The organism is Actinokineospora enzanensis DSM 44649, from assembly GCF_000374445.1.
Taxonomy (GTDB): Bacteria; Actinomycetota; Actinomycetes; order Mycobacteriales; family Pseudonocardiaceae; genus Actinokineospora; species Actinokineospora enzanensis.
The window spans coordinates 1-19,897 of the sequence record NZ_KB894436.1 but is presented as its reverse complement, the minus strand read 5'-3'; the positions used below and the strand labels follow the sequence as shown (position 1 = coordinate 19,897).

22 protein-coding genes are annotated in these 19,897 nt (G+C 72.0%); 4 read left to right on the top strand and 18 right to left on the bottom strand.

The window, feature by feature from the left end:
• Nucleotides 1-3: 3 nt before the first annotated feature.
• From secD to C503_RS0130000, 6 genes are all read right to left on the bottom strand, one after another.
• A complete protein-coding gene (gene secD / locus C503_RS0130025; RefSeq protein ID WP_018685930.1) occupies nt 4-1,842 on the bottom strand; it encodes a protein translocase subunit SecD in 1,839 nt (612 codons plus the stop codon).
• A gap of 228 nt (nt 1,843-2,070) precedes the next feature.
• Entirely contained in the window at nt 2,071-2,436 is a 366-nt protein-coding gene (gene yajC / locus C503_RS41365; RefSeq protein ID WP_018685929.1) for a preprotein translocase subunit YajC, read from the bottom strand.
• Nucleotides 2,437-2,587: 151 nt separating this feature from the next.
• On the bottom strand, nt 2,588-3,634 hold the full coding sequence (gene ruvB, locus C503_RS0130015; RefSeq protein ID WP_026316842.1) for a Holliday junction branch migration DNA helicase RuvB: 1,047 nt from the start codon (nt 3,632-3,634) through the stop codon (nt 2,588-2,590).
• A complete protein-coding gene (gene ruvA / locus C503_RS0130010; protein WP_026316841.1) occupies nt 3,634-4,227 on the bottom strand; it encodes a Holliday junction branch migration protein RuvA in 594 nt (197 codons plus the stop codon). Before ruvA ends, ruvB begins: the two co-directional genes overlap by 1 nt.
• On the bottom strand, nt 4,224-4,802 hold the full coding sequence (gene ruvC, locus C503_RS0130005) for a crossover junction endodeoxyribonuclease RuvC (RefSeq protein ID WP_018685926.1): 579 nt from the start codon (nt 4,800-4,802) through the stop codon (nt 4,224-4,226). Before ruvC ends, ruvA begins: the two co-directional genes overlap by 4 nt.
• Before the next feature lie 63 nt (nt 4,803-4,865).
• A complete protein-coding gene (locus tag C503_RS0130000; protein WP_018685925.1) occupies nt 4,866-6,590 on the bottom strand; it encodes a metallophosphoesterase family protein in 1,725 nt (574 codons plus the stop codon).
• An 82-nt stretch (nt 6,591-6,672) separates the two neighbouring features.
• Here C503_RS0130000 and C503_RS0129995 point away from each other — a divergent pair, with 82 nt between their 5' ends.
• The gene (locus C503_RS0129995) at nt 6,673-7,101 is read left to right on the top strand and encodes a cupin domain-containing protein (RefSeq protein ID WP_033401202.1); all 429 of its coding nucleotides are present in this window, start codon (nt 6,673-6,675) and stop codon (nt 7,099-7,101) included.
• Nucleotides 7,102-7,164: 63 nt separating this feature from the next.
• Here the strand turns inward: C503_RS0129995 and C503_RS0129990 are convergent, their stop codons facing one another.
• From C503_RS0129990 to C503_RS0129970, 5 genes are all read right to left on the bottom strand, one after another.
• On the bottom strand, nt 7,165-7,677 hold the full coding sequence (locus C503_RS0129990) for a DUF4262 domain-containing protein (protein ID WP_018685923.1): 513 nt from the start codon (nt 7,675-7,677) through the stop codon (nt 7,165-7,167).
• 160 nt (nt 7,678-7,837) lie between these two features.
• Entirely contained in the window at nt 7,838-8,587 is a 750-nt protein-coding gene (locus C503_RS0129985) for a YebC/PmpR family DNA-binding transcriptional regulator (RefSeq protein WP_018685922.1), read from the bottom strand.
• Between the two features lie 10 nt (nt 8,588-8,597).
• On the bottom strand, nt 8,598-9,248 hold the full coding sequence (gene pdxT / locus C503_RS0129980) for a pyridoxal 5'-phosphate synthase glutaminase subunit PdxT (protein WP_018685921.1): 651 nt from the start codon (nt 9,246-9,248) through the stop codon (nt 8,598-8,600).
• A gap of 62 nt (nt 9,249-9,310) precedes the next feature.
• On the bottom strand, nt 9,311-9,619 hold the full coding sequence (locus C503_RS0129975; RefSeq protein WP_018685920.1) for an AzlD domain-containing protein: 309 nt from the start codon (nt 9,617-9,619) through the stop codon (nt 9,311-9,313).
• Nucleotides 9,616-10,299 carry an AzlC family ABC transporter permease gene (locus C503_RS0129970; protein ID WP_018685919.1) on the bottom strand — a complete coding sequence of 228 codons (684 nt, stop codon included), beginning with the start codon at nt 10,297-10,299 and terminating at the stop codon, nt 9,616-9,618. Before C503_RS0129970 ends, C503_RS0129975 begins: the two co-directional genes overlap by 4 nt.
• Nucleotides 10,300-10,390: 91 nt before the next feature.
• On the opposite strand from C503_RS0129970, the gene C503_RS0129965 reads away from it, so the two are divergent.
• Nucleotides 10,391-10,948 (top strand): helix-turn-helix domain-containing protein, encoded by a 558-nt coding sequence (locus C503_RS0129965; protein ID WP_018685918.1) that lies wholly within the window; start codon nt 10,391-10,393, stop codon nt 10,946-10,948.
• Between the two features lie 33 nt (nt 10,949-10,981).
• On the opposite strand, the gene pdxS is transcribed toward C503_RS0129965, so the two are convergent.
• The gene (gene pdxS / locus C503_RS0129960) at nt 10,982-11,893 is read right to left on the bottom strand and encodes a pyridoxal 5'-phosphate synthase lyase subunit PdxS (protein ID WP_018685917.1); all 912 of its coding nucleotides are present in this window, start codon (nt 11,891-11,893) and stop codon (nt 10,982-10,984) included.
• A gap of 304 nt (nt 11,894-12,197) precedes the next feature.
• Here pdxS and C503_RS0129955 point away from each other — a divergent pair, with 304 nt between their 5' ends.
• A complete protein-coding gene (locus C503_RS0129955) occupies nt 12,198-14,318 on the top strand; it encodes an elongation factor G-like protein EF-G2 (protein WP_018685916.1) in 2,121 nt (706 codons plus the stop codon).
• Between the two features lie 42 nt (nt 14,319-14,360).
• Here the strand turns inward: C503_RS0129955 and C503_RS0129950 are convergent, their stop codons facing one another.
• From C503_RS0129950 to C503_RS41360, 5 genes are all read right to left on the bottom strand, one after another.
• The gene (locus C503_RS0129950) at nt 14,361-15,332 is read right to left on the bottom strand and encodes an NUDIX hydrolase (protein WP_018685915.1); all 972 of its coding nucleotides are present in this window, start codon (nt 15,330-15,332) and stop codon (nt 14,361-14,363) included.
• The gene (locus C503_RS0129945) at nt 15,329-16,459 is read right to left on the bottom strand and encodes a glycosyltransferase family 4 protein (protein ID WP_026316838.1); all 1,131 of its coding nucleotides are present in this window, start codon (nt 16,457-16,459) and stop codon (nt 15,329-15,331) included. Before C503_RS0129945 ends, C503_RS0129950 begins: the two co-directional genes overlap by 4 nt.
• Before the next feature lie 5 nt (nt 16,460-16,464).
• Nucleotides 16,465-17,403, bottom strand: a complete 939-nt coding sequence (locus tag C503_RS0129940) for a phosphatidylinositol mannoside acyltransferase (protein WP_018685913.1) — start codon at nt 17,401-17,403, stop codon at nt 16,465-16,467.
• Nucleotides 17,400-18,062: a phosphatidylinositol phosphate synthase gene (gene pgsA, locus C503_RS0129935; protein ID WP_018685912.1), complete on the bottom strand. Its 663-nt coding sequence runs from the start codon at nt 18,060-18,062 to the stop codon at nt 17,400-17,402. Before pgsA ends, C503_RS0129940 begins: the two co-directional genes overlap by 4 nt.
• A gap of 83 nt (nt 18,063-18,145) precedes the next feature.
• Entirely contained in the window at nt 18,146-18,634 is a 489-nt protein-coding gene (locus tag C503_RS41360) for a MarR family winged helix-turn-helix transcriptional regulator (RefSeq protein ID WP_018685911.1), read from the bottom strand.
• An 87-nt stretch (nt 18,635-18,721) separates the two neighbouring features.
• Between C503_RS41360 and C503_RS0129925 the strand changes: the two genes are divergently transcribed.
• Nucleotides 18,722-19,276 (top strand): YceI family protein, encoded by a 555-nt coding sequence (locus tag C503_RS0129925; RefSeq protein ID WP_018685910.1) that lies wholly within the window; start codon nt 18,722-18,724, stop codon nt 19,274-19,276.
• A 31-nt stretch (nt 19,277-19,307) separates the two neighbouring features.
• Here the strand turns inward: C503_RS0129925 and C503_RS0129920 are convergent, their stop codons facing one another.
• Entirely contained in the window at nt 19,308-19,871 is a 564-nt protein-coding gene (locus C503_RS0129920) for an HIT family protein (protein WP_026316837.1), read from the bottom strand.
• Nucleotides 19,872-19,897 lie beyond the last annotated feature (26 nt).

Genomic DNA, 19,897 nt, shown 5'->3' with positions numbered 1-19,897 from the left:
TCGTCACACTTCCTTCGCGCCGGTGCTCGCCGGGACCTTCGCGGCGCGCTGGGCCGCGATCGACCGGTGCACGGTACCGAGGCCGGAGTACTTCGGGTGGGTCAGCAGCTTGGACCGGGACGCCAGCGCGACCAGCGGGTGCGTCACCAGGAACACCACGACCAGGTCGAGCACGGTGGACAGGCCAAGGGTGAACGCGAAGCCGCGGACCTGGCCGACGGCCACGATGTAGAGCACCGCGGAGGCCAGGAAGCTGACCGCGTCCGCGGACAGGATCGTGCGCCGGGCCCGCACCCACGCCCGCGGTACCGCGGAGCGGAACGTGCGGCCCTCGCGGACCTCGTCTTTCAGCCGTTCGAAGAAGATGACGAACGAGTCCGCGGTGATACCGATGGCGACGATGAACCCGGCGATGCCCGGCAGGTCGAGCGACAGCCCGATCCAGCGGCCGAGCAGCACCAGCACCGCGAACACGATCACCGCGGACAGCGCCAGCGACAGGATCATCTGCAGGCCGAGCAGCCGGTAGTAGACCAGGCAGTAGATGAAGACCAGCAGCAGGCCGAGGCCGCCCGCGATCAGGCCCGCCTCCAGCGAGGCCAGGCCCAGCGTCGCGGACACCGTCTCGGCCTCCGAGGAGCTGAACGACAGCGGCAGCGAGCCGTACTTGAGCACCTGCGCCAGGTGCTGCGCCTCGCCCTGCTTGAAGCCGCTCTGGCCGCCGGTGATCTGGGTCTGGCCGTTGATCGCGCCCTGGATGGTGGGCGCGGACACGACCTGGGTGTCGAGCACGAACGCGGCGCGCTCGTTGACGTGCGCGGCGGTGTACTCGGCCCAGGTCTTGGAGCCGCCGGACTTGAAGTCCAGGGTGACCACGTAGCCGATGCCCTTGGCGTCCCGGGTGGCGGCGGCGTTGTCGATCTCGGTGCCCTCCAGGAAGGACGGGCCGAGGATGAACTTCTCCTGGCCGTCCTGGCCGCAGGTGGCCAGCGGCAGCTTGCCGTCGTCGTTGCCGACCAGCGGGTCGGGCTTGGTGCAGTCGAGCACGGCCAGCGCGGTCTGCTGGGCGGCCTGGTCGGCGGGCACATCGGTGCCGTCGGCGCCCTTCGACGGGCCCAGCTTGGCGTTCTGGCGACACTTCTTGCCCGCGGCGATCAGGTCGCCCTGCGCGGCGGACGGGTTGGTCAGCAGCGTGGCGTACTGGACGCACGGGTCGTCGGCCGCCGGGGCGCCGCTCGCGGGCTCGGTGGCCGGGGCGCCGGTGGCGGGCGCGGCGGGCGTGGTCGTCTGCTGCTGCTCCAGCGCGGGCGCCGGGCGGCCCTGCGGGGCGCCCGTGGTGGGCGCGCCGGTGGCCGCGGCGCCGGAGGTGGGCGCGGCGCCGGTGGTCGGCGCGGCGGAGCCGGTCACCTCCGGCAGCGGCGGCTCGGCCGGGTTCGACGGGTTGGTCTGGACCTGCGGGGTGGCCTGCGCCGCCTGCAGCACCGGCCGGAACCGCAGCTGCGCGGTCTGGCCGAGGTCCTTGGCCTTCTCGCCGTTCTCGCCGGGGACCGTGATGACGATCGTGTCGCCGTCGAGCACGACCTCCGCGCCCTGCACGCCGGTGTTGTTGACGCGGGCCTCGATCAGCTGCCGCGACAGTTCCAGCGAGTCCTTCGACGGCTTGACGCCGGTCTCCGTGCGCGCGGTCAACGCGACCCGGGTACCGCCCTGCAGGTCGATGCCCAGTTTGGGCTTGGCCTGATGGTCGCCGGTCGCGAAGACCAGCGCGTACAGGACAGCGACGACAGCTACGAAGAACGCCAGATAGCGTCCTGGGCGGATCTGCCCAACCGGTGGTGCCACGGTCGGTCCGTCTCCTCGGCTCGCGCGGGCCGCGCACGGGGTGTGACGTGCACGCCGCGATAGGTGGTCATGACACTGCGCCCGCACCCGGACGACTCCGGCGGGTGGGGGCGCAGCGTACCTGCTGCGGGGTCAGTTCAGTGTTGCATGGCTCACGCTGCGCCCATCGGCGTGGGCTGAGCGTGAAGCCGGTCGAACCGGACCCCGCGGTTCGGCTTCGGTTCGTCCTCAGTTCTTGGACTTGCCGGTGTCCGAGTCGGCGGGCTCGGCCGGGATGGCCTCGTGCGTCCCGTCCACCACGTCGTCGGTGGCCTCGTCCTCGTCGACCACGTCCGGGCCGACCTTCTCCCGGATGGCCTGGCGCAGCCACACGGTCTCCACGCCGGGCGCGATCTCCAGGCCGATGGTGGCCTCCTCGGAGATGTCGGAGACCGTGGCGTACATGCCGGAGGTGGTCATCACCCGGTCGCCGACGGCCAGCGCGTTCTGGAGCTCCTGCTGCTGCGCCACCATCCGCTTCTGCCGACGCGAGCCGAGGATCAGCGGGATCGCCAGGACGGCGACCAGCAACAGGGGGAGCAGAGCCTGGTTCATATCTCTCCATCCGCGACAGCGGTCCGGTTGCCGGGACCCGGGTGGGCCGGTCCGCCGCTGCGAAAAGTCCGATTGTTCGGGTTGTCTCGGTCGAGTCTGCCAGCCCGGCGGGGGTGCGCGTACCGCTCCCCGCGCCGCCGTGTGCGACCCGTCACTCGTCGAACAGGGTAGGCGCCGCCCAGCCCGGTGCGTCCGCGGGGGCGGTGAGCCCCAGGTGGGACCACGCGAGCGCGGTCGCCACCCGACCCCGCGGCGTCCGGGCCAACATGCCCGCCCGGACCAGATAGGGCTCGCACACCTCTTCCACGGTAGTCGGTTCCTCGCCGACCGCCACGGCCAATGTGGCGACGCCGACCGGGCCACCGCCGAACGAGCGCACCAGCGCGGCCAGCACGGCGCGGTCGAGCCGGTCCAGGCCGAGCTCGTCGACGTCGTAGACCTTCAGCGCGGCGCGGGCGATCTCCCGGTCCACCGCGCCGTCCGCGCGGACCTCGGCGTAGTCGCGGACGCGGCGCAGCAGGCGGTTGGCGATGCGCGGGGTGCCGCGGGACCGGCCCGCGATCTCCTCGGCGCCGTCCGGACGCAGGTCCACGCCGAGGATGGCGGCGGAGCGGCGGAGCACCAGCTCCAGGTCGGCGGGGACGTAGAACTCCATGTGCGCGGTGAAGCCGAACCGGTCGCGCAGCGGGCCGGTGAGCGAGCCGGACCGGGTGGTGGCGCCGACCAGGGTGAACGGCGCGATCTCCAGCGGGATGGAGGTGGCGCCGGGGCCCTTGCCGACCACCACGTCGACCCGGAAGTCCTCCATCGCCAGGTAGAGCATCTCCTCGGCGGGGCGGGCGATGCGGTGGATCTCGTCGATGAACATGACCTCGCCCTCGACCAGGTTCGACAGCATCGCGGCGAGGTCGCCCGCGCGTTCCAGTGCGGGGCCGGAGGTGATCCGGATCGGCCTGCCCAGCTCGGCGGCGATGATCATGGCGAGGCTGGTCTTGCCCAGTCCGGGCGGGCCGGAGAGCAGCACGTGGTCGGGCGGCGAGCCGCGTCGGGTGGCGCCTTGCAGCACCAGTTGCAGCTGCTCGCGGACGCGGGGCTGGCCGACGAACTCGCCAAGGCTGCGCGGGCGCAGGCTGGACTCGTCGTCGCGCTCCCCCGGGCCCGCCACCGGGGAGAGGTCGCTCCACTCGCCGTCGGTCATCAGCGCTTGCGGCCCAGGGTGGCCAGGGCCTGGCGGAGCACGGACGAGGTGTCGGCGGCGCCGTCGGCGGCCAGCACGGTGTCGACGGTCTGCTCGGCCTGCTTGAGCGGGAACCCGAGGCCCACCAACGCCTCCACGACCGAGCCGCGGACCTGCCCGCCCGCCGGGGCGACCGGGGACTCGCCCGCGACCAGCGCGCCGACCTTGTCGCGCAGCTCGATGATCAGCCGTTCGGCGCCCTTGCGGCCGATGCCCGGGACCTGGGTGAGCACGGCGACGTTGCCCTCGGACAGCGCGGCCCGCAGCTGCGCGGGTTCGAGCACCGCGAGCGTGGCCAGTGCCAACCGGGGACCGATACCGGAGACGGTCTGGAGCAACCAGAACAGGTCGCGCGCCTCGGCGTCGGCGAAGCCGAACAGGGTCAACGAGTCCTCGCGCACGACCAGCGCGGTGGACAACGCGGCCTCGTCACCACGGCGCAGTGTCGCGAGCGTGTGCGGGGTCGCTTGCACGGCGAAGCCCACTCCCCCGACCTCGATGACCGCGTGGTCGAGACTGATCGAGGCCACCTGGCCCCGCAAAGAAGAGATCACTTCCGCACCGTCCTGCTCTCCCGCGCCGCGGCGGCCAGCCTCGCACGGTGCTTGCGCGCCAGTTCCGCCGCCCTCGCCTCCGCCTCGGCCATCCGCGCGCGCAGCGGCGCCCGCCACAGGTGGCAGATGGCGATGGCCAGCGCGTCCGCGGCGTCGGCGGGCTTGGGCGCGGCGGCGAGGCCGAGCAGCCGGGTGACCATGGTGGTGACCTGGGCTTTGTCCGCCCGGCCCGACCCGGTGACGGCGGCCTTGACCTCACTGGGCGTGTGGAACATGACCGGCAGGTCGCGGCGGGCGGCGGCGAGCGCGACCACGCCCGCGGCCTGCGCGGTGCCCATCACCGTGCGGACGTTGTGCTGGCTGAACACGCGCTCGATGGCGACCACCTCGGGCCGGTGCTCGTCCAGCCACGCCTCCACCGCGTGCGAGACCTTGAGCAGCCGGGTGGGCAGGTCGTCGTCGGCGGGGGTGCGCACGACATCGACGGCCACGGCCCGGACCTGCCTGCCCGCGCCGCCGTCCACCACGGCGATGCCCAGCCGGGTCAGGCCGGGGTCGACACCCAGCACGCGCACCGCGTCGGCTCCCGTCTCGAATGAACACTCGTTCGAGACCCTACGGGGTGCGCGCGCGGCGGATCAGCCCGACACGCGGGGGACGGTGATCGGCTCCTCGATCAGGTGCGGGTCCAGCGGGGTGGCCGGGGCGAACCACGGTTCGGTGTGGGCGGCCTGTGGCCGGGCGCGCCAGGAACGGCAGACGCGGTCGAGTCGGACGGGGTAGATAGTGAGGTCGCCGTCGGTGTCGATGCGCAGGCGCAGGAAGCCCTTGCGGTCCTCGATGCTCTGGCCCGCCATGACCTCGTTGAGGTTCACGCCGACGCGGCTGGCGAGCATCAGGTAGACGGCGACGATCTCGGCGTCGATGAAGCCGACGAGCAGCGGCGTGCCGATGGCGACGACCGCGAGCGTGGCCCAGTCCTGGGCGGCGCCGTGCGGGAACACGTCCTGGTAGAGCCAGATCACGACGAACGACCAGCCGACGCTGAGCGCTATGTGCGCAAGGGCGTGCAGTATGCCCACTGTCGTGCGCGTGAGCGGAGGCGCGTGTTTGCCGCCTATGCGGGCGAAGGTGAAACCCGCCAGCAGCAGCACGGCTCCTACCAGGACCGCGGGCGCCCAGCTGGCGACAAGTCCGAAGAAGCCCTTGAGACCGATGTCGGCTTGGACTATCCCGTAGAGGACCGCGAGGGTCATGACCGTCTGGAAGATGCCGGTGAGACCCCAGAAGCCCGGATTACGCCATGGGAGGCCGAGGATGCCTGCGGCGTAACGCTCGGAGGTCGCGCTGTCCGGGTAGCGGGTGACCAGGTCGTAGGAGGTCTGCGGGGACGGTGCGCGCACGCGGGACTTCTTGGGCGGTAAGGAGAGTTCCTCGGGCAGTGCGTGCGTGGCGGCGAGGTAGGCACCGCCGATGCCGCAGGTGATGGCTTGACGGGTGCCGTCGCGTTCGGTGAAACGGGCGTAGTGGTGTTTGTCGCCGGACAGCATCACCCGCGTTTGAGCGCCCCTCGCGCGGACTATCTCGCGGTCGAAGAAGTCCAGGGTGTCGTAGCCCTTGGTGGGGCCGTCGGAACCCGCGTCCACCCAGTCCGGGCTGGGGGTGCAGAGGATGACGGCGTCGCCCTCGCGCATGTCCTCGGTGGCGCGGCGGAAGTACTCCAGCTGCGGGGCGTCCACGTAGTCGTCGAACTGGGTGTCGATGGCGAGCAGCCACCAGCGTTGCGGCAACCGGATCGCGAAGTACGAACGGGACTGTTCGGTCTGCCAGCCGCCGAACCACCGCTTCTGGGCGAAGACGCGCAGGAACGCGGTGAGGCCGTCGTACCAGTCGTGGTTGCCGGGCAAGGCGAACAGCGTCGGCGCCGCACCGTCCACGAGGGGTAGCGCGGCGCGGTAGACGCCCTTGGACCGGTCTTCATACGCGCGGGTGGAGGCGAACGGGTAGACCTCGTCGCCGCCCATGACCAGGAGGCGACCGCGCGGTAGGCGGTGCCCGTCGAGATCGAGTTCGGGGGCGGCGAGGAGACTGGCGACGGAGTAGGTGGCGTCGAAACCGTCGCCGAGATCGGCCACGTAGTCGAACCAGAGGGCGTCGGTCGCGGAGTGGTCGTGCAGGTCGGCGGGGAGACTGCCCTGGATCTCGCGCTTGTCCGCGTAGGACCCGAAGATCTCCGCGACCAGCGACTGGAACCCGGTGGTGATCAACACTCGCGGCGCCAGCCAGCGGACCGCCTGCTGGGGCTGAAACCCCAGTTCGGCCTCGGTCTGGTCGGTCGGGCGCGGACGGACGGACTCGGCCATGGGGCGGCCCCTTTCCTGCGCGAGACCAAGATCGTAACCACGGTCCGGGGCGGTGCGGGGCCGGAGTTCCTAAGCTGTGACCGTGACCGATCCCCGTGCGCTGGCGACGGCCCTGGACCTGCGACCCCTCCCGACCGAGGGCGGCCTGTGGAGCCGGTCGTACGCCGACGACACCTTCTCCGCCATCTACTACCTGCTCGAATCCCCCGCGTTCTCCGCGTGGCACCGACTCGACCGACCGGAGCTGTACGTCCACCACGCGGGCGCGCCGCTGACGACCCACCTGATCGGGCCGTCCGGCTATCGATCGGTGACCCTGGGCTCGGACGTGGCGGCGGGCGAACGACCGCAGCTGCTGGTGCCCGCGGGCACGTGGCAGGCGTCGGAGACACCATCGTGGTCGCTGGTCGGCACGGTGGTGGTCCCGCCCTACACCGACGACTCGGTGGAGTTCGCTACGGCGTCCCTGGTCGCGGACCGGCCTGAGCTGGCACGACTGCTTCCCCCATGATCGGCAACCTGGCCCCGAGGCGGCTGAACGGTGCGGGCCTCGCCGACATGCTCGGGTCGGTCCTCACGGGCCGTCGATCCCGGGCCGCCAACTCTCGGGGTGGCCGCTGGCGGTGAGGATGGGCTGCCAGTCCGCGAAACCTTCCGGCGCCCTGCGGCTCCACGGGAAGTGACCGTCCGGTGTGGCGACGATCAGCTGGAGCGCCGGGAACTGGCCGGAGGGGTAGAGCAAGAGGGCGCTGCCGAGGAACTCCGGGTAGAAGTCCTGGTGCACCCGCTCGACGACCACCGGGGTGCCGTCGAAGAAGTCCAGGTAGGGCAGGCCGGGGAAGAACCGCTCACCCGCTGCGGCGCGCTGGACGTAGGCGGAGATCAGGGTGGGCATCATGTTCACCGGTAACCCGATGACCACGGCCTCGGGGGCACCGAACCTGCGCCAGGCCCCGACCGAGAAGGCGTAGGGGGCGCCGAACTCGTCCCCGGGCACCTCGACCACGGCGTGCCCCTCGCTGTCGGCGGTCTGCAGCAACCACTCCCGCAGTTCCGCCTGCTCCTCGGTGATCTCATCCAGCGACAAGGGAACTCCTGGTGTTGGGGACCCCCAGTCTGCCCTCGGGGAGTCACCACTCTCAAGGGCGTTCGCCTGGCTGTGGCCGGAACCGAACGCCACTCCCCGAACCGAACAGAACGGACCGGCGGGGAAGCCCGCCGGTCCGTCGTGCAGCTGCCAGGAGGGGTCAGTCGACCTCGGCCATGACCTCGTCGGAGATGTCGAAGTTGGCGTAGACGTTCTGGACGTCGTCGCAGTCCTCCAGGGCGTCGATGAGTTTGAAGATCTTGCGGGCGCCGTCGGCCTCCAGGGCGACCGTCAGCGACGGGAGGAAGCTGGCCTCGGCGGAGTCGTAGTCGTAGCCCGCGTTCTGCAGGGCGGTGCGGACCGCGACCAGGTCGGTGGCCTCGGAGACGATCTCGTAGCTGTCGCCGATGTCGTTGACCTCCTCGGCGCCCGCGTCCAGGACGGCCATGAGGACGTCGTCCTCGGCGAGGTCGTTCTTGGGGAGGACGACCACGCCCTTGCGGTTGAACATGTACGCGACCGAGCCCGGGTCGGCCATGTTGCCGCCGTTGCGGGTCATGGCGGTGCGGACCTCACCGGCCGCGCGGTTGCGGTTGTCGGTGAGGCATTCGATCAGGACCGCGACGCCGTTGGGGCCGTAGCCCTCGTAGGTGATGTTCTGCCAGTCGGCGCCGCCCGCTTCCTCACCGCCGCCGCGCTTGCGGGCGCGTTCGATGTTGTCCTGCGGGACCGAGTTCTTCTTCGCCTTCTGGATGGCGTCGTAGAGCGTCGGGTTGCCGTCCGGGTCACCGCCGCCGGTGCGGGCCGCGACCTCGACGTTCTTGATCAGTTTGGCGAACAGCTTGCCACGCTTGGCGTCGAGGGCGGCCTTCTTGTGTTTGGTCGTCGCCCACTTGGAATGGCCGCTCATCTCTCCTCCGTCATTCGCTACCGGTGTCTTCGAGCCCGCGGACCGTGTCGACGACCAGGTCCACGAACAGGCGGTGCACGCGCGCGTCGCCCGTCAGTTCCGGGTGGAACGAGGTGGCGAGCACGCTGCCCTGCCGAACGGCGACGATCCTACCGGCGGCGGCTCCGGCCGTCGGGGTGTCGGGCACCCTAGCCAGCACTTCCACCCGCGGCGAGGTCGATTCGACCCACGGGGCGCGGATGAAGACCGCGTGCACCGGACCGCCGTCGACGCCGTCGACGGCCAGGTCTTCCTCGAACGAGTCGACCTGCCTGCCGAACGCGTTGCGGCGCACGATCATGTCCAGGGCACCGAGCTGGTGCTGGTCGGGGCGGCCGTCGAGGACCTTCTCCGCGAGCAGGATCATCCCGGCGCAGGAGCCGTAGGCGGGCATGCCCGCCGCCAGCCGGGCCCGCAGCGGGTCCAGCAGCTCGAAGGTCTCCAGCAGCCGGGACATGGTGGTGGACTCGCCGCCGGGCAGCACCAGGCCGTCCACGGCGGACAGCTCGGACTCGCGGCGCACGGTGACGGCGCGCGCGCCGCCCGCTTCCAGGGCGGCGATGTGCTCGCGCACGTCACCCTGCAGCGCGAGCACCCCGATCAGCGGTCGATCTGCCGACACGGTGGTGTTCCTCCTGTTCCAGACCCGATCGTCCAGGGTAGTCGGCCTGGTCGGGGCTCGGGTCAGGCGACCCCGGCCAGGCGCAGCAGGGCGGTGGTCGTCGCGGCCGCGATGACCACGACGACGAAGGGGGCCTTGCGCCACGCGAGCACCCCGCCGACCAGTACGCCCGCGGGCAGCGACCAGCCCGCGAAGGACTGGCCCTTGGTGAGCGAGCTGGTGGCGACCAGGGCGACGAGCAGCACGAGGGCACCGGTGGAAAGCAGTTCCCGCACCCGGTCGGGCATGGTGACCCGGTCGCGCAGGAGGGTGCCGCCGAGGCGGAACGCGTAGGTGCCGAGAGCCAGCACCAGGATCGGCAGGATGGTCACGCGACCACCTCCTCACGGCGGCGGGGCACGGCTACCAGTCCGACGAGGGCCAGCAGCACGGGTACGCCCGCGGGCAGGAACGGCGTGGTGGCCAGGGCGACGGCCGCGCCGAGCAGGGCGGGCCGGGCCTTGCCCGCCTCCTTGAGGGCGGGCAGGACCAGCGCCAGCATGACCGCGGGGAACACCGCGTCCAGGCCGAGCGCGTTCGGGTCGCTGACCAGCGTGCCCGCCAGCGCCCCGGCCAGCACGCCCACGTTCCAGGCCACGAACAGCGAGGCCCCGCAGGCCCAGTAGGCGGCGCGGGCCCGGACCGGGTCGCGCTGGGCCATGGCGAAGGCGACCGACTCGTCCACCAGCAGGTGGCTGCCCACCAGCCGTGCGGGCAGGCCCCGGCCGATCACGTCTCCCACGGCCAGGCCGAACGGCAGGTGTCGGGCGTTGAGCACCAGGCCGCCGAGTACTGCCGCGATCGGGTTGCCGCCGATCGCGACCACGCCGACGGCCAGGTACTGCGAGCCGCCCGCGAAGATCAGCACCGACATCACCACCGGTACCCACAGGGCCAGGCCCGCGGCCACCGCGATGGCGCCGAAGGAGGCGCCGTTGACCGCGGCGGCGACCGCGATGGCCAGTACCCCGCGCCACAGCTCGGCATCCAGTGTTCGCCAGATCGAACGCATAGTCCGATATGATGGACACCGATGGCCCGTTCGTCAACGCGAACGGATCGTTCGTCACATCGAACATCGGGTGACCACCAGGGAGCGGAAAGTGGAGCAGCGCGGAGCACTGCTGGACGTCATCGCCCGCTCGCTGCGCCGCGAGCGGGAACGAGTGGGGCTCTCGCTGAGCGAGCTGGCCAAGCGGGCCGGAGTGGCCAAGTCGACGCTCTCCCAGCTGGAGTCCGGTTCGGGCAACCCGAGCATCGAGACCCTGTGGGCGTTGAGCGTGACCCTGGGCGTGCCGTTCAGCAGACTGGTCGAGCCGCCGCGGCCGCGGGTGCAGGTGATCCGCCTCGGCGAGGGCCCGGTGGTCTACTCCGAACGCGCCGACTACTCGTGCACGCTGCTGGCCTCCAGCCCGCCGCACGCCCGCCGCGACGTCTACCTGACCAGGGGTGAGCCAGGCAGCAGGCGGGAGTCGGAGCCGCACGCGCCCGGGGTGGTCGAGCACGTGGTGCTCAGCTCGGGGCGAGCCCTGGTCGGGCTGACCGACGAGCCGGTCACGCTGGAGCCCGGCGACTACATCTGCTACCCCGGCGACCTCCCGCACGTGTTCGAGGCGCTGCTGCCGGGCACGACCGCCTGCCTGGTCTCCGAGCACGTGTGACCCCGGGGGCGCGCGGCCCCCGGGGCGCCGCGATCACCAGCCGCGCTCGGCGAGCCGGTGCGGCTCGGGCACGTCCTCCACGTTGATGCCCACCATGGCCTCGCCAAGGCCGCGGCTGACCTTGGCGATCACATCCGGGTCGTCGTGGAAGGTGGTGGCCTTGACGATGGCCTCGGCGCGCTGGGCCGGGTTGCCGGACTTGAAGATGCCGGAGCCGACGAACACGCCCTCGGCGCCCAGCTGCATCATCATCGCCGCGTCCGCCGGGGTGGCGATGCCGCCCGCGGTGAACAGCACGACCGGCAGCTTGCCGGTGCGCGCGACCTCGACGACCAGGTCGTACGGGGCCTGCAGCTCCTTGGCCGCGACGTAGAGCTCGTCCTCGGGCAGCGAGGTGAGCCGCTTGATCTCGGCGCGGATCTTGCGCATGTGCGTGGTCGCGTTGGACACGTCGCCGGTGCCCGCCTCGCCCTTGGAGCGGATCATGGCCGCGCCCTCGGTGATCCGGCGCAGGGCCTCGCCCAGGTTGGTGGCGCCGCACACGAACGGCACGGTGAACGCCCACTTGTCGATGTGGTTGGCGTAGTCGGCCGGGGTGAGCACCTCGGACTCGTCGATGTAGTCGACGCCGAGCGCCTGCAGCACCCTGGCCTCGACGAAGTGGCCGATGCGGGCCTTGGCCATGACCGGGATGGAGACCGCGGCGATGATGCCGTCGATCAGGTCCGGGTCGCTCATCCTGGCGACGCCGCCCTGCGCGCGGATGTCGGCCGGGACCCGCTCCAGCGCCATCACCGCGACCGCGCCCGCGTCCTCGGCGATCTTGGCCTGCTCGGCGTCCACCACGTCCATGATCACGCCGCCCTTGAGCATCTCGGCCATGCCGCGCTTGACCCGGGTGGTGCCGGTCTCGGGGGTGGGGGCTGCGGTCTGCTGGTCGGACACTGCGGGCGACCTTTCTCTCGGCGGTCGGCGGGTGGGGACCCGCGCGCGGCGGCGGGAAGCCGCTGACCACAGGTTACGGCCGAAATGGCCCGGTGAAGGTGGCCAATCGGGACCTATCTCGTCAGGCCACTCGGCGGTTTTGCGTCCCGCCCGGACCGACTGTCCGGCGGCCGGGGGGTAAACGGTCGGGAACGACTCGGGACTCTCGCGGGGTTGTCGAGCCACCGATATCGGTGTGAGATCGAACACACGAGTGCCGATGGGGAGCCCCGGCGGCTCCCCGACCGAGTGGAGGTGGGGCGCCATGGGGTCCAAGAACTCCGAGAACGGTCAAGCCGAGTCCGGGGTCGCGGTCAGCGATCCGGGACAGGTGCGCAATGTCGTGCTGGTCGGGCCGTCCGGGTCCGGCAAGACCACGCTCGTCGAGGCGCTGCTGGCCGCCTCCGGTGTGGTCGGTCGGGCCGGGTCGGTCACCGAGGGCACCACGGTGTGCGACCACGACCCGGCCGCGGTGCGCCAGCAGCGCTCCGTCGGCCTGTCGGTCGCGCCGTTGGTGCACGACGGGGTGAAGGTGAACCTGATCGACACCCCCGGGTACGCGGACTTCGTCGGCGAGCTGCGCGCCGGGCTGCGCGCCGCCGACGCCGCGCTGTTCGTGGTCTGCGCCGCCGAGGGCGTGGACGCGACCACGACCACGCTGTGGGCCGAGTGCGCCGCCGTGGGCATGCCGCGCGCGCTGGTGATCGCCCGGCTGGACCACGCGCGCGCGGACTTCGACGCCGAGCTGGCGGCGTGCCAGGCCGCGTTCGGGGCCAACGTGCTGCCGGTCTACCTGCCCACCCCGGACGGTGCCGGGCTGCTCGGGCTGATCACGCAGCGGCGGTTCGACTACACCGACGGGCGTCCGCCGACCGTGTCCGAGGCATCGGCGGACGATCTCTCGACGATCGGCGAGGTCCGGGACCGGCTGCTGGAGGGGATCATCGCGGAGAGCGAGGACGAGACCCTGATGGACCGCTACCTGGCCGGGGAGGCGATCGAGCCGGGGACGATCATCGCCGACCTGGAGACGGCGGTGGCCAGGGGCTCGTTCCACCCGGTGTTCCCGGTGTGCGCGACGACCGGGTTGGGCCTGGACGAGCTGTTGGACGCCCTGTCGCGGGCGTTCCCGTCGCCGTTGGAGCACGCGTTGCCTGAGGTGACGGACCCGCAGGGGCGGCCGCGCGCGGCGATCACGGCCGACCCGGACGGGCCGTTGGCGGCCGAGGTCGTGCGGACCGCGGTCGACTCGTACGTCGGGCGGGTGTCACTGGTCCGGGTGTTTTCCGGGACGTTGCGGCCGGAGCGGTCGGTGCACGTGTCCGGGCACGGGTTGGCGGATCGGGGGCACGAGGACCACGACGCGGATGAGCGGGTGGCGCACATCTACTCGCCGTTGGGGTCCTCGCTGCGGGAGGTGCCCTACTGCGTGGCTGGTGATCTGTGTGCGTTGACGAAGGTGGGGTCGGCGGAGACCGGGGACACCGTGTCCGCTCCGGAGGACCCGATCCTGATGGCGCCGTGGGCGATGCCCGAGCCGTTGCTGCCGGTCGCGGTGGCCGCGAAGACCCGTAGTGATGAGGATGCGTTGGCGCGCAACCTGTCGCGGCTCGTCGCCGGGGACCCGACGTTGCGGTTGGAACGGAACGCCGAGACGCATCAGCTCGTGTTGTGGTGCATGGGCGAGGCGCACGCCGATGTGGTGCTCGACCGGTTGCGGGCCGGTGGGGCGGATGTCGAGACGGAGCCGGTGAAGGTGTCGCTGCGGGAGACGTTCGCCGGGACCGCCCGGGGACATGGGCGGCATGTGAAGCAGTCCGGTGGGCATGGGCAGTACGCGGTGTGCGATATCGAGGTGGAGCCGCTGCCGACCGGTACCGGGTTCGAGTTCGTGGACCGGGTGGTCGGCGGGTCGGTGCCGCACCAGTTCATCGGGTCGGTGGAGAAGGGGGTCCGGGCCCAGCTGGAGCGGGGGCTGCACGCCGGGCATCCGGTGGTGGATATCCGGGTGACGCTGGTGGACGGGAAGGCGCACAGTGTGGACTCGTCCGATGCCGCGTTCCAGACCGCCGGATCGTTGGCGCTGAAGGACGCCGCGGAGAAGACCAGGATCTCGTTGCTGGAGCCGGTGGACTCGATCCGGGTGCGGTTGCGGGATGAGCATCTCGGGGCCGTGCTCGGGGATCTGTCCGCTCGGCGTGGGCGGGTGTTGGGTACTTCCGCGGATTCCGCGGGGTACACGGTGGTGTTGGCGGAGGTGCCCGCTACCGCGCTGTTGCGGTACGCGATCGACTTGCGGTCGTTGACGTCGGGGGCGGGGGCGTTCAGTCGGGAGTTCGCCCGGTTCGACCCGTTGCCCGCCTCGTTGGCCACCCAGTACGCGTGATGCCGGAGGGGGTGGTCGTTGCCGCCGCCCCCTCGCCCGGTGTCAGCGGACGGCCTTGAGGGTTCCGTCCCAGGTCTGGCGTTCCGACAGCAACTCCGCGAGCTGGACCGGGTAGACGGTGTCCGCGGTGGACCGGAGGTCGTCGACGGTCCACCAGCGGTGTTCGGCGATGGTGGCCGTCTCCAGGTCGGTGAAGCCGGAGGTGTCCACGGTGGCGTCGGCGGGGAGGTGGGCCAGGAAGAACCACTCCTCGCCGTCGTAGTTGCGGCCGTCGAAGCTGAACAGCACCCGCCTGCGCCAGATGGGGCCGGTGAGGGAGTCGGCCGGGAGGTCGATGCCGGTTTCCTCGCGGAGTTCGCGGGCGGCGGCGGAACGCAGGTCCTCCCCCGGTTCCACGCCGCCGCCGACGGTGAACCAGTAGCTGTCGCCGGTGCGGGCCGGGTCGTGGCCGTGGAACAACAGCACCCGGCCCGCGGCGTCCAGCAGCACCACGCGCGCGGCCGGGCGTGGACGCGGGACGTCCTCCGACAGGTCCGGTTCGGCGATCTCCAGGTACTCCGGGCTGGGCGCCGTGCCCGCCAGCTTCAACCAGCGGACCGGACGGCGGCGGCGCAGGGCGAGGGTGTCGCGGACGGCGTCGCTGTGCACGCGGCGGGCGATGACCACCCGTTGTTCCGCGTCCACGAGTTCGGTGACCAGGGCGAGGGCCAGGTCTTGACGGTCCACGGAGGACAGTTCACGGCTCAGGTCGTTCTCGGCGGACTCCCGATCCGGCCGGGGTGCGCGTTCGGCGCGGTCGGCCAACACCCGGAGACGGTCGCCGGGGGACGGGTCGAGGACGCCGGAGACCGCGCGGGCGACGACGGCGCGGCGGGCCAGGGCGGCGTCCAGGGCGGCCCAGGCGGCGTCGGTGCGGACGTGCAGGCGGTCCAGGCGGTTGGCCGTGCCCACCAGCCAGATGCCGAAGAGGACCAGGGCGGCCATGGCCGCCAGGATCGGGTACCAGTCGCTCACGGCACCTCCCCCACCGCGCGCGGGTCCGCGGCGACGGCCTGCTCGTAGACGCGCAGGACGCGGGTGGCCACCGCCGCCCAGTCGAACATCGCCACCCGGCGGCTGCCCTCGGCGGCGAGGGTGGCGCGGCGGGACGGGTCCGTCAGTACCGAGCGCAGGCCCTCGGCCAGGGCATGCGGGTCGCCGACGGCGGTGAGGACGCCCGCGTGGCCGTCGTCCAGCACGCGGCGGAAGGCGTCCAGGTCGCTGGCCACCACGGGGGTGCCCGCGGCCATCGCCTCGGTGAGGATCATGCCGAAGCTCTCGCCGCCCAGGTTGGGCGCGCAGTACACGTCCACGCTGCCGAGCATGCGGGCCTTGGTGGGGTCGTCGACCGGGCCAAGGAGGTCGATCCGGTCGGCCAGCCGGGTGCCCATGGTGCGGCGCAGCTCGGCCTCGTCGCCCCGGCCCACCACCAGCAGCCGCAGGTCGGGCAGGTCGTCGGCCAGTTCCTGGAAGGCGCCGAGCAGGATGGGCATGCCCTTGCGGGGCTCGTCGTAGCGGCCGACGAAGCCGATCGTGCCGCCCGCGCGCGGGTAGCCGGGCAGTGGCTCGGCGTCCCGGTAGAACGGGACGTCCACGCCGTTGGGGATCTCCACCGCGTCGCCGCCGAGGTGCTCGACCTGGACCCGGCGGGCCAGCGCGGACACCGCGATGCGGGCCGTCACCTTCTCCAGGAACGGTTGCAGGACGGCCTGGAACGCGCTCAGCGTCCGTGACCGCGGGGTCGAGGTGTGGAAGGTGGCCACGATGGGGCCGTCGGCGATCATCAGGGCCAGCATGGACAGGCTGGGCGCGGTCGGCTCGTGCAGGTGCAGCACGTCGAAGTCGTGGTCGCGGATCCAGCGGCGGACCCGGGTGTAGGAGAGCGGGCCGAAGGACAGGCGGGCGACCGAGCCGTTGTACGGGATGCCAAGGGCACGGCCCGCCGGGCGGACGAAGTCGGGCACCGGGGTGTCCTCGTCGGCCGGGGCGAGCACGTCCACGTCGTGGCCCAGGGTGTGCAGGGCGCGGGCCAGGTCGAGCACGTGCGACTGGACGCCGCCGGGCACGTCGAGCGAGTACGGGCAGACGATCCCGATGCGCAGGCCCATCAGCGCCGCCCCCGGGGCGCCTCCCTGGCCGCGAGCGCGGCGCGCCGGTCCGCGGGCAGGTCGTCCAGCCACAGCTTCTGCAGCATGTGCCAGTCGGCCGGGTGCGCGGCGATGTCCGCGGCGAGGATGTCGGCCAGGGTCTGGGTGGCGGCCTGGATGCCGCGCACGCCGTCGACCTTCACCGGCGGGTGGATGCGCAGGCCCCAGCCGTCGTCGGTGAACCAGAGGCCCGCGGGCAGCAGGTGGGCGCCGGTGCGGGCGGCCAGGTAGGCGGGGCCCGCGGGCATCCGGGTCCGGTGGCCGAAGAAGGTGACCGGCCGACCCGCCGGGGTGAGGTCGCGGTCGGCGAGCAGGCAGACGATCCCGTTCTGGCGCAGCCGCTCGGCCAGCACCACGGCCGGGTTCCTGTCGCCGCCGGTGGCGGGCAGGATCTCGAAGCCGAGCGACTCGCGGTAGGCGACGAACTTCTCGTACAGGGACTCGGGTCGCAGCCGTTCGGCGACGGTGGTGAACCGCCCGTGCTCGCCGACCAGCCAGACGCCTGCCGCGTCCCAGTTGCCCGAGTGGGCCAGTGCGAGCACGACGCCGTTGCCCTCGCGCAGGGCGGCGTTGACGTACTCGTTGCCGGTCATCGCCGACTTCACTCTGGCGTGGATCTCGGTGTGGTCCATGGTGGGCAGCCGGAACGCCTCCATCCAGTACCGCGCGTAGGAGCGCAGGGACTGGCGGACCAGGTCGTCGAGCTCGGCCGGTCCGGCCTGCGGCACCACGCGGGCGAGGTTGGCGCGTAACTGGCGGGTGCCCGCACCCGCGCGGCGCGCGGCGAGGTCGGCGCCCGCGCGGAACAGTGTGGCCGCGAACGGCTCGGGCAGCGTGCGCGCCAGCCGCCAGCCCAGCCCGTAGCCGCCCGCCTGCAGGCGGTCACCCCAGCCGCTCATCGGTCCTTCCCCTCCAGTGCCTTTCCCTCCGGCGCCGTTCGCTCCGGCGCCTCGGCCACCGTGCGCGCCGAGCGCCGCACCGCGAGCAGCCGCTGCGCCACCGTGACGACCGAGCCTGCGGCCAGCAGCCACAGCGCGACCGGCACCGCGTAGTCCACGCCGAGCCCGGTCAGGCCGGTGCCGACCAGAGTGATGATCAGCCGCTCGGCCCGCTCCACCAGCCCGCCGTCGGCGTCCAGTTCGGACGCCTCGGCGCGCGCCTTCACATACGAGATCACCTGGGCCAGCACCAGGCAGACCAACGCGGCCACGGCGGTGGTCCGGTCGTGCGCGACCTCGAACAGGTACCAGGTGATGCCGCAGAACAGGGCGCCGTCGGCGAGCCGGTCGCAGGTGGCGTCGAGCACCGCGCCGTAGCGGGTGCCGCCGCCGAGCGCGCGCGCCATGGCCCCGTCGAGCAGGTCGAACATGGCGAAGCCCCACACCACGAGGGTGCCCGCGAACAGGTGCCCGGCCGGGAACAGCCACAGCGCGCCCGCGATGGCGCCCGCGGTGCCGAACAGGGTGACGGCGTTGGGCGTCAGTCCGACGCGGACGAGCGACGCGCCGATCGGATCGGTGACGCGCGAGACAGTGGCACGGGCGAAGATGTTCAGCATGGGGCTGGCGGCGCACCTAACAGCGGATTCCGGGCTGGCCCGGGCAGCCTAACCGGCGCGCGCCCGCGTGCGCCGCGCCACCCTCAGCCCAGCTCGCGGTTGCCGGGCAGGCACTTGTCCGGGTCGAGCCCGTCCAGCACGGCCACGCTGATCTGGCCGAGGACGGCGACCTGCTCGGGGGTGAGCCGGTCGAACAGCGCCTCGCGCACGGTGGTGACGTGGCCGGGGGCGGCGGCGGCCAACGCGGCGAAGCCCTCGTCGGTGAGCACGGCGATGGAGCCGCGCTTGTCGGTGGGGCACTCGCGGCGCTCGACCCAGCCCGCCTCCTCCAGCCGGGAGACCGCGTGCGAGAGCCTGCTCCGGCTCGCGCCGCGCAGGCCCGCCAGCTCGCTCATCCGCAGCGCGCGGCCGGGCGCGTGGGAGAGGACGACGAGGATCTCGTAGTAGGTGTAGGGCATCGCGGAGTCGCGCTGGAGCTGCTTGTCCAGGTGGTCGCCGAAGGCCCCGACCATGGTGATGAAGGTGCGCCAGACATCGCGCTCGGCGTCGGTGAGCCAGCGGGTGTCGTCCATGCCACCAGTCTACTGGTTGAACTCTCAACTTGCTCGGGCTATCGTCGCTGTTGAGTGTTCAACTACCCGATCGCACGGAGGCACCCCATGACGCTCGCCCAGCTCCCCGGGTTCATCGCAGGCACCTGGGACATCGACGCCGCCCACTCGGACATCGGCTTCACCGTCCGGCACATGGTCGTGAGCAAGGTCAAGGGCCGCTTCGACGGCGTCACCGGCCACCTGGTCACCACCGACGACCCCGCCCAGGCGAGCGTCGCGGTCGACATCGACCTGCGGACCATCAACACCTACAACGAGCACCGCGACAACCACCTGCGCTCGGCGGACTTCTTCGAGGTGGAGACCTACCCGGAGATGACATACCGCGCCTCCGGCGTGCGCGCGTCCGGCGACGGCTACGTACTCGACGGCGAGCTGACGCTCAAGGGCGTCACCAAGGTCGTCCCGCTGCACTTCGAGCTGAACGGCTTCGGCCCGGACCCGTACGGCGGCACCCGCGTCGGCTTCTCCGGCACGACCGAGATCAACCGCAAGGACTTCGGCGTCAACTTCGAGGGCGTGCAGAACGGCATCGCCGTGGTCGGCGACAAGATCACCGTCCACATCGAGCTGGAGGCCGTGCTCCGCGCTGGCGAATGAGCGGCAGCGGACCCGGGTCCTGACTCTCTGGCTAGACCGGCCAGGCGTCGGCGAGCAGGGTCCGGGTCTCGCCGAGGAGCTGCGGGAGCACCTTGGTGTGCCCGATGACGGGCATGAAGTTCGCGTCGCCGCCCCAGCGGGGGACGAGGTGCTGGTGCAGGTGGGCGGCGATGCCCGCGCCTGCGACGACGCCCTGGTTCATGCCGATGTTGAAGCCGTGCGGGGCGGCGACCTTGCGCGCCACGCGCATGGCCTGCTGGGTGAAGCGGGCCAGCTCGTCGGTCTCGGCCTGGGTGAGGTCGGTGTAGTCGGCCACGTGGCGGTAGGGGACGACCATGAGGTGGCCCGGGTTGTAGGGGTAGAGGTTGAGGACGGCGTAGACGGAGTCGCCTCTGGCGACGATGAGGGCATCTTCGTCGGTGAGGGCGGTGAGGCTGCAGAAGGGGCAGCCTTCGGGCTCGGTGCCTTCGGGTTTGTTCTCGCCTCGGATGTAGGCCATGCGGTGGGGGGTCCAGAGGCGCTGGAGGGTGTCGGGGATGCCTGTCCCGTCCTGGGGGACTAGCTCTGGGCCGTCGGAGGGCGGGGGTGTTGGCATGGGGTCGATCCTAGTGGCGGGGGGGG

What these genes read in the sequence shown, in the direction of transcription:
- C503_RS0129985 (WP_018685922.1), bottom strand. Translation starts at nt 8,587, where the DNA reads ATGAGCGGCCATTCCAAGTGGGCGACGACCAAACACAAGAAGGCCGCC.
- C503_RS0129920 (WP_026316837.1), bottom strand. Translation starts at nt 19,871, where the DNA reads ATGCCAACACCCCCGCCCTCCGACGGCCCAGAGCTAGTCCCCCAGGAC.
- yajC (WP_018685929.1), bottom strand. Translation starts at nt 2,436, where the DNA reads ATGAACCAGGCTCTGCTCCCCCTGTTGCTGGTCGCCGTCCTGGCGATC.
- ruvB (WP_026316842.1), bottom strand. Translation starts at nt 3,634, where the DNA reads ATGACCGACGGCGAGTGGAGCGACCTCTCCCCGGTGGCGGGCCCGGGG.
- C503_RS0129925 (WP_018685910.1), top strand. Translation starts at nt 18,722, where the DNA reads ATGACGCTCGCCCAGCTCCCCGGGTTCATCGCAGGCACCTGGGACATC.
- C503_RS0129970 (WP_018685919.1), bottom strand. Translation starts at nt 10,299, where the DNA reads ATGCGTTCGATCTGGCGAACACTGGATGCCGAGCTGTGGCGCGGGGTA.
- C503_RS0129955 (WP_018685916.1), top strand. Translation starts at nt 12,198, where the DNA reads ATGGGGTCCAAGAACTCCGAGAACGGTCAAGCCGAGTCCGGGGTCGCG.
- C503_RS0129940 (WP_018685913.1), bottom strand. Translation starts at nt 17,403, where the DNA reads ATGAGCGGCTGGGGTGACCGCCTGCAGGCGGGCGGCTACGGGCTGGGC.
- C503_RS0130000 (WP_018685925.1), bottom strand. Translation starts at nt 6,590, where the DNA reads ATGGCCGAGTCCGTCCGTCCGCGCCCGACCGACCAGACCGAGGCCGAA.
- C503_RS41360 (WP_018685911.1), bottom strand. Translation starts at nt 18,634, where the DNA reads ATGGACGACACCCGCTGGCTCACCGACGCCGAGCGCGATGTCTGGCGC.
- pgsA (WP_018685912.1), bottom strand. Translation starts at nt 18,062, where the DNA reads ATGCTGAACATCTTCGCCCGTGCCACTGTCTCGCGCGTCACCGATCCG.